5 protein-coding genes are annotated in these 6,866 nt (G+C 69.9%); 3 read left to right on the top strand and 2 right to left on the bottom strand.

The genetic code is table 11. The annotated features are described in order from the left end of the window. Window positions 1-130: 130 nt before the first annotated feature. Window positions 131-1,468: an MATE family efflux transporter gene (locus tag ACFWR9_RS05000; protein ID WP_383835627.1), complete on the bottom strand. Its 1,338-nt coding sequence runs from the start codon at window positions 1,466-1,468 to the stop codon at window positions 131-133. 459 nt (window positions 1,469-1,927) lie between these two features. Here ACFWR9_RS05000 and dnaB point away from each other — a divergent pair, with 459 nt between their 5' ends. Next, window positions 1,928-3,406, top strand: a complete 1,479-nt coding sequence (gene dnaB, locus ACFWR9_RS05005; protein ID WP_376355461.1) for a replicative DNA helicase — start codon at window positions 1,928-1,930, stop codon at window positions 3,404-3,406. A gap of 11 nt (window positions 3,407-3,417) precedes the next feature. Here the strand turns inward: dnaB and ACFWR9_RS05010 are convergent, their stop codons facing one another. Further along, complete coding sequence (locus ACFWR9_RS05010; protein ID WP_383835630.1) at window positions 3,418-4,527, bottom strand: FAD-dependent oxidoreductase; 1,110 nt, start codon at window positions 4,525-4,527, stop codon at window positions 3,418-3,420. Window positions 4,528-4,601: 74 nt separating this feature from the next. Here ACFWR9_RS05010 and ACFWR9_RS05015 point away from each other — a divergent pair, with 74 nt between their 5' ends. Beyond that, entirely contained in the window at window positions 4,602-5,282 is a 681-nt protein-coding gene (locus ACFWR9_RS05015; protein WP_383835633.1) for a TetR/AcrR family transcriptional regulator, read from the top strand. 83 nt (window positions 5,283-5,365) lie between these two features. Next, window positions 5,366-6,751, top strand: a complete 1,386-nt coding sequence (locus ACFWR9_RS05020; protein ID WP_383835636.1) for a serine hydrolase domain-containing protein — start codon at window positions 5,366-5,368, stop codon at window positions 6,749-6,751. The last annotated feature ends 115 nt before the right edge of the window (window positions 6,752-6,866 follow it).

Raw genomic sequence — 6,866 nt, forward strand, 5'->3', positions numbered from 1 at the left:
ACGCCCCCTCGGTGTGCGGGTCGCCGGGCGCGCGCCCCCTGGTGTCCGGGGGCGTCGGGTTGGTGGGGGGCCCCCCCCCCCCCCCCCGGCCCCCCCCCCCCCCCTCTTCATTGTGTTTCACGTGAAACGGTCACCGCGTCGCGCCCGTGACGATCCAGCGACCCGACCTGGTGCGCAGCCACAGCGTCACCAGACGCATCGCCATCATCAGTGTCATGGCCGCCCACAGCACGGTGAGCCCTCCGCCGACGACGGGGACGAAAAGCGCCGCGGGCGTGAAGACCGCCAGGGTCAGCAGCATCGCCCAGGCCAGGTACGGGCCGTCACCCGCGCCCATGAGGACACCGTCCAGGACATAGACCACTCCGCAGATCGGCTGGGCGACGGCCACGATCACCAGCGCGGGCAGCGCGGCGTCCTTGACCGCGGAGTCACCGGTGAACAAGGGCAGAAACGCCGGACGTGAGAGCACCACGAGCAGACCGAGTACGACGCCGACCGCGACGCCCCACTCCACCATCCTGCGGCAGGCTTCGCGGGCACCCTGGGCGTCTCCGGCACCCAGATAGCGTCCGATGATGGCCTGTCCGGCGATGGCGATGGCATCGAGAGCGAAGGCCATCAGGCTCCACAGGGACAGGATGATCTGGTGGGCCGCGATGTCGGCGTCGCCGAGGCGGGCCGCCACGGCCGTCGCGATCATGAGAATCGCCCGCAGCGAGAGCGTGCGCACGAGCAGCGGCATCCCGGCCTGAGCGGATGCCCTGATGCCGGCCGCGTCCGGACGCAGGGACGCCCCGTGGCGTCGCGCCCCGCGAACCACGACCCACAGGTACACCGCGGCCATGCCGTATTGAGCGACGACGGTGCCCCAGGCGGAGCCCGCGATGCCGAGGCCGGCGCCGTAGACGAGCAGGACGTTGAGGACGGCGTTGGTGACGAAGCCGCCGATGGCCACGTAGAGCGGGGTCCGGGTGTTCTGGAGTCCGCGCAGGACACCGGTCGCCGCGAGCACGACGAGCATGGCGGGGATGCCGAGGGAGGAGATGCGCAGATAGGTGATGGCGTACGGGGCCGCCGTGTCGGAGGCGCCGAAGAGTTCCACGAGGGACGGGGCCGTGGGTAGTACGGCGGCTATGACGGCGGCTCCGAGCAGCAGCGCCAGCCAGATGCCGTCCATGCCCTGGCGGATCGCGGCTTGGAGGTCGCCCGCGCCCACGCGTCGGGACACGCCCGCCGTGGTGGCATAGGCGAGGAAGACGAACACACTGACGGCTGTGGTGAGCAGAGCCGAGGCGATCCCGAGTCCGGCGAGTTGCGCGGTGCCGAGATGGCCGACGATCGCACTGTCGGCCATGACGAAGAGGGGCTCGGCGACGAGCGCGCCGAAGGCCGGAACGGCCAGCGCGACGATCTCTCGGTCGTGCCGGCGCCGGACGGTTCGGGGACGCACGGGGGCCTGTGTCATGAGCACCAATCTAATCGTCCACAGGTAAGAGATGCAAAGCCATTGCAGCCCTTACGTATCGTCTCGCGCCGTGTACTTCTGGGTACCGTTCGAAGTGATCTTGCACTGACCGGGCAAGTTTTTCTTCTGCACAGGCCGTGGACGGTGAAGCTGCAGGTCAGGGTGGCTTCTCTGATCAGGGTGCGGGCTTGTTCACAGGGCTGTCCACCGGGTCGTGCACAGGTTAGGCGGAGTTCTCCACAGCATCTGGCCAGTCGTCCACATGGCCTGTGGATAACCAGATTGGCTGACGGTGCCGACCGGCCTACGGTGGTCCGGCGCCCGCTCCGTCCGTCGCCCTGTGAACCATCACAAAACCGACGCGCCAGAACCGGAGTTGGGCGTCTTATTTGTCAGTGCCGTGCCGTAGAAATGAGGGGCACGGCGAGGTCCGCTCGACGGACGGGAGGAGGTGGCTCGGTGAGCATTTCCGAGCCCTTGGACGACCCGTGGGCCGACAGCGGTCCCAGTGATCGTCTGCCTGCTTCCCGCCGCCGCGGTGACGGAGGCCGCGGCCGCGACGAACAGCACGAGCGCGGCGCGGACAACGGCTCCTGGGACGGCGGCGGACCGTCGTTCGAGCGAGTTCCCCCGCAGGACCTGGACGCCGAGCAGTCCGTCCTCGGCGGCATGCTCCTGTCCAAGGACGCCATCGCCGACGTCGTCGAGATCCTCAAGGGCCACGACTTCTACAAGCCCGCCCACGAGACGGTCTACCAGGCCATCCTCGACGTCTACGCCAAGGGCGAGCCGGCCGACCCCATCACGATCGCGGCCGAACTCACCAAGCGCGGTGAGATCAACAAGGTCGGCGGCGCCTCGTATCTGCACACCCTCGTCCAGACCGTGCCGACGGCCGCGAACGCCGCCTACTACGCGGAGATCGTGCACGAGCGGGCTGTCCTGCGCCGCCTGGTGGAGGCCGGCACCCGGATCACGCAGATGGGGTACGCGGCCGACGACGACGTCGACGAGATCGTCAACCGCGCCCAGGCCGAGATCTACGCCGTCACCGAGCAGCGCACCAGCGAGGACTACCTGCCGCTCGGCGACATCATGGAGGGCGCGCTCGACGAGATCGAGGCGATCGGGTCGCGCAGCGGCGAGATGACCGGTGTGCCCACGGGCTTCACGGACTTCGACTCGCTGACCAACGGCCTGCACCCCGGTCAGATGGTCGTCATCGCCGCGCGCCCCGCCATGGGCAAGTCGACGCTCGCGCTGGACTTCGCGCGCGCGGCGTCGATCAAGAACAATCTGCCGAGCGTCATCTTCTCGCTCGAAATGGGGCGCAACGAGATCGCGATGCGCCTGCTGTCCGCCGAGGCCCGCGTCGCACTGCACCACATGCGTTCCGGCACCATGACGGACGACGACTGGACCCGCCTGGCCCGCCGGATGCCGGACGTCTCGGCGGCCCCGCTCTACATCGACGACTCCCCGAACCTGTCGATGATGGAGATCCGTGCCAAGTGCCGCCGTCTCAAGCAGCGCAACGACATCAGGCTGGTGGTCATCGACTATCTCCAGCTGATGCAGTCCGGCGGCTCCAAGCGCGCCGAGAGCCGTCAGCAGGAAGTCTCGGACATGTCGCGCAACCTCAAGCTCCTGGCGAAGGAGCTGGAGGTCCCGGTCATCGCGCTCTCCCAGCTGAACCGTGGTCCCGAGCAGCGAACCGACAAGAAGCCGATGGTCTCGGACCTGCGTGAGTCCGGTTCGATCGAGCAGGACGCCGACATGGTCATTCTGCTGCACCGCGAGGACGCCTACGAGAAGGAGTCCCCGCGCGCGGGCGAGGCCGACCTGATCGTGGCCAAGCACCGTAACGGTCCGACAGCGACGATCACGGTCGCCTTCCAGGGCCACTACTCGCGGTTCGTGGATATGGCACAGACCTGAGCGCAGGTCTTTCAGCCCGGTTGGAAGAACGCGAGCATCTTCTGGGCGGCGTCCGGTGACGTCAGCAGTTCGTGCATGTCGGCGGACATCCGGGCGGCGGCGCTCGTGCGTTCGAACATCTCGCGTTCGTATGCTCCGACGGCGGCGCCGAAGTCGTCCGGGTGCGCGGCCACCGCGAGGCCGAGCAGGGCGCCGTCGAGCAGCGCCATGTTGGCGCCCTCTCCCACCGGCGGCATCAGGTGAGCGGCATCGCCGAGCAGCGTGACGTCCGGCCTCGACGGCCAGGTCAGGCCGACCGGGAGAGTGGTGATCGGCCGCGGCACGACCGTGTCGTCGCAGGCCGCGATCAGCGCGGTGAACCGTGCGTCCCAGCCGGGCAGCAGCCCGATCAGCCGCGCCCGGGCGGCGGCCGGGTCGTCGAACGGGATCCCGCTGGTGGCGAACCAGTCCTCGGCGGTGTTGTAGAAGCTGAGGCCGATGCGAACGCGGCCGTCGCCGTTGCGCTGGGCCGCCAGGGACAGACCGTCGCCGAGCACCCAGTAGTTGCCGCGCCCGACCATCGCCGCGAGGTCGGGATGCGTGCGGTCGATGTCGGGAATGCCGACCTCGACGATGTTCTGGCCGATGTGCGACGGACGGGCTTCGGTGAGCAGCGCGCGGACCCGGGACTGCGCGCCGTCCGCGCCGACCAGCAGGTCATACGTGGCACTGCCGCCGTCGGCGAAGTGCATCAGGCCGTCATCGGCGGTCCTGAACGCGTGCCCCCAGCGCACCGTGCCGTCGGGGAGGGAGTCCAGCAGCAGGTCGCGCAGATCGGCGCGGTCCACCTCGGGTCGATCGAGTGGGGCGTCGTCGGATGTGTCCTCCTGGAGGAGCAGGGTGCCGTCCGGCTTGAGAAGGCGCATGTCCTGGCCTTCACCCCGGGCGATCACGTGGAACTGGTCGATCAGACCGGCCTCGCGCAGCGCCCGCTGGCCGGAGTGGATGTCCAGCATGCCGCCCTGACCGCGTGCGACGCGTGACGATTCACGCTCGTAGACGACCGCGTCTATGCCGTTCACGTGCAGCACACGGGCGAACGCCAGGCCGCCGAGGCCGGCTCCGACGATGGCGATGGTCATGGTTGTCCCTCCTTTATCGATACGCCGTACTGGTCGATACACTGTATCGCTCCATGCGATGTACGGTTAGCGGCATGTTGGTGTGGGAGAGGCCGGAGCCGCCGAATCGACCCGTGCCGGCCCCGCTGAACCGGGAGAAGATCGTGCGAGCGGCGATCCGGCTGGCCGACGCGGACGGCCTGGAGGCGGTGTCGCTGCGCAAGGTCGCCACCGCGCTGGGCGTGGGGCCGATGCGGCTGTACGGCTACATCGCCGGCAAGGAGGAGTTGCTCGACCTGATGGTCGACGCGGTCCACGCCGAGATCCGGCCGGTCGGAGACAGTTGGCGGGAGGTGCTGCGGTCCCTTGCCGAAACCACCCGGCGGGCGGCTCACGAGCACGAATGGCTCGCCGACCTGCTCGGTGGACGACCGCAGCTCGGGCCGCACGCGCTGGCCAGGGGCGAGGCCGTGGTGGCCGCGCTGGACGGCGTCGACGTGGACGCAGTCATGCCGGTGGTCACCGCGGTCGACGCCTACGTGATCGGGGCAGTGCGCCGGGAGATCGCCGAGCGGCGTGCCGAGCGGGCCACCGGGATGGACGAGAAGCGTTGGCAGGCCTCACTCGGTCCCTATCTGGAGCGGACCTTCGCCACGGGCCGATTCCCCGCGCTGGCCACGGTGGTGCGCGATGCCGCCCACCTGGACGCCGACGAGACCTTCCGGACGGGCCTCGACTTTCTGCTCGACGGCATCGAAGCCCGCATTGCCAAGTGACGCGCGGCCGATCATGCCGCGCCGGCCACGGGCCGCGACTTAATCGGCTCGACGCGGACCGTCCGGGGCGGTGGACTGGGGGTATGACGACACCTCAGGATGAACTGCTTCCCGCCACCCGTCGGCAGTTGCTGCACCGGATCGCCGTGGCACAGGCCGAGGGGCGCACGCCCTCGCTCGTGGCGGCGGTCGTCCGGGACGGGCGGACCATGTGGCACGGTGCGCGGACCTCGGTCGACGGGCACGGCCCCGACGAGAACGTGCAGTACCGCATCGGCTCGATCACCAAGACGTTCACGGCTGTTCTCGTCCTGCGGCTGCGTGACGAGGGCCTGCTCGACCTCGGGGATCCCCTGGAGAAGCACCTGCCGGGTACCGGGGCGGGCGAGGCCACGATCGCCGAACTGCTGGCCCACTCGGGTGGACTGGCCGCCGAGTCGCCCGCGCCGTGGTGGGAGCGGACGCCGGGATCACTGCGGCCCGAGCTCGCCGACGTGCTGGGCAAGCGACCGCTGCTGCACCCGGTGGGCCGCCGGCACCACTACTCCAACCCCGGCTACACCCTGCTCGGTGCGCTGGTCGAGGAGCTCCGCGGCGCCTCGTGGGAGGACGTGCTGCGGCGGGAGGTGCTGGAACCGCTGGGGCTGGAACGCACGGCCACGCGCCCGAGCGCTCCGCACGCGGGTGGCTGGGCGGTGCATCCGTGGGCGGACGTGATGCTGCCCGAACCTGCCGAGGATCTCGGCAGGATGGCCCCGGCCGGTCAACTCTGGTCCACCACCGGGGATCTGGCGAGGTTCGCCGTCTTTCTGACGACGGGGGACGACCGGGTCTTGGGCGCGGACACCGTCCGGGAGATGCGGGCCCCCGCCGCGGCGGTCGAGGCGGCGGACGTCGTGGACGGCGCCGCGTACGGCCTGGGACTGCAGATCCAGCACCGGGACGGGCGACTGCTCGTGGGGCACTCCGGCTCCCTGCCGGGTTTTCTGGCCAACCTCACCATCGCCGTGGAGGACGACGTCGCCGCGGTGGTGCTGACCAACTGCACCTCCGGACCGCTGATCGCCGGGGTGGGTGCCGACCTCGTGCGCATCGTCGCGGAGGCGGAACCCCGGATCCCCGAACCGTGGCGTCCGCTGCCGCAGGCCGACGCCTCCGTACTGGAGTTGGCCGGGCAGTGGTACTGGGGAACGCACGCCTTCGCCCTGCGGCTGACCTCCGACGGGGGATTGTCGCTGGAGCCCCTGTCGGGCCAGGGCCGCCGATCGCGCTTCCGGGCGAACGGTGACGGGAGCTGGACGGGCCTGGAGGGCTACTACGCCGGGGAGCTGCTGCAGGCGGTACGGCGTCCGGACGGAAGCCTGAGCCACCTGGACCTGGGATCGTTCGTCTTCACGCGCCAGCCGTACGACGCGGGTTCCCCTGTGCCGGGCGGGGTGGATCCGGAGGGCTGGCGAGGGATCGGCTAGGCGTAGTCCGACGGCTGTGGGGGGTGGGGGGGGGTAGATTTTCAACGCCACCCCCCCGCGCCCCCAAGAGGCGGGCGCGGACCCCCACAAACAGAGACCTCTTCAAACAAGGACG

The sequence above is a fragment of the Streptomyces sp. NPDC058534 genome (assembly GCF_042717365.1).
GTDB lineage: Bacteria > Actinomycetota > Actinomycetes > Streptomycetales > Streptomycetaceae > Streptomyces.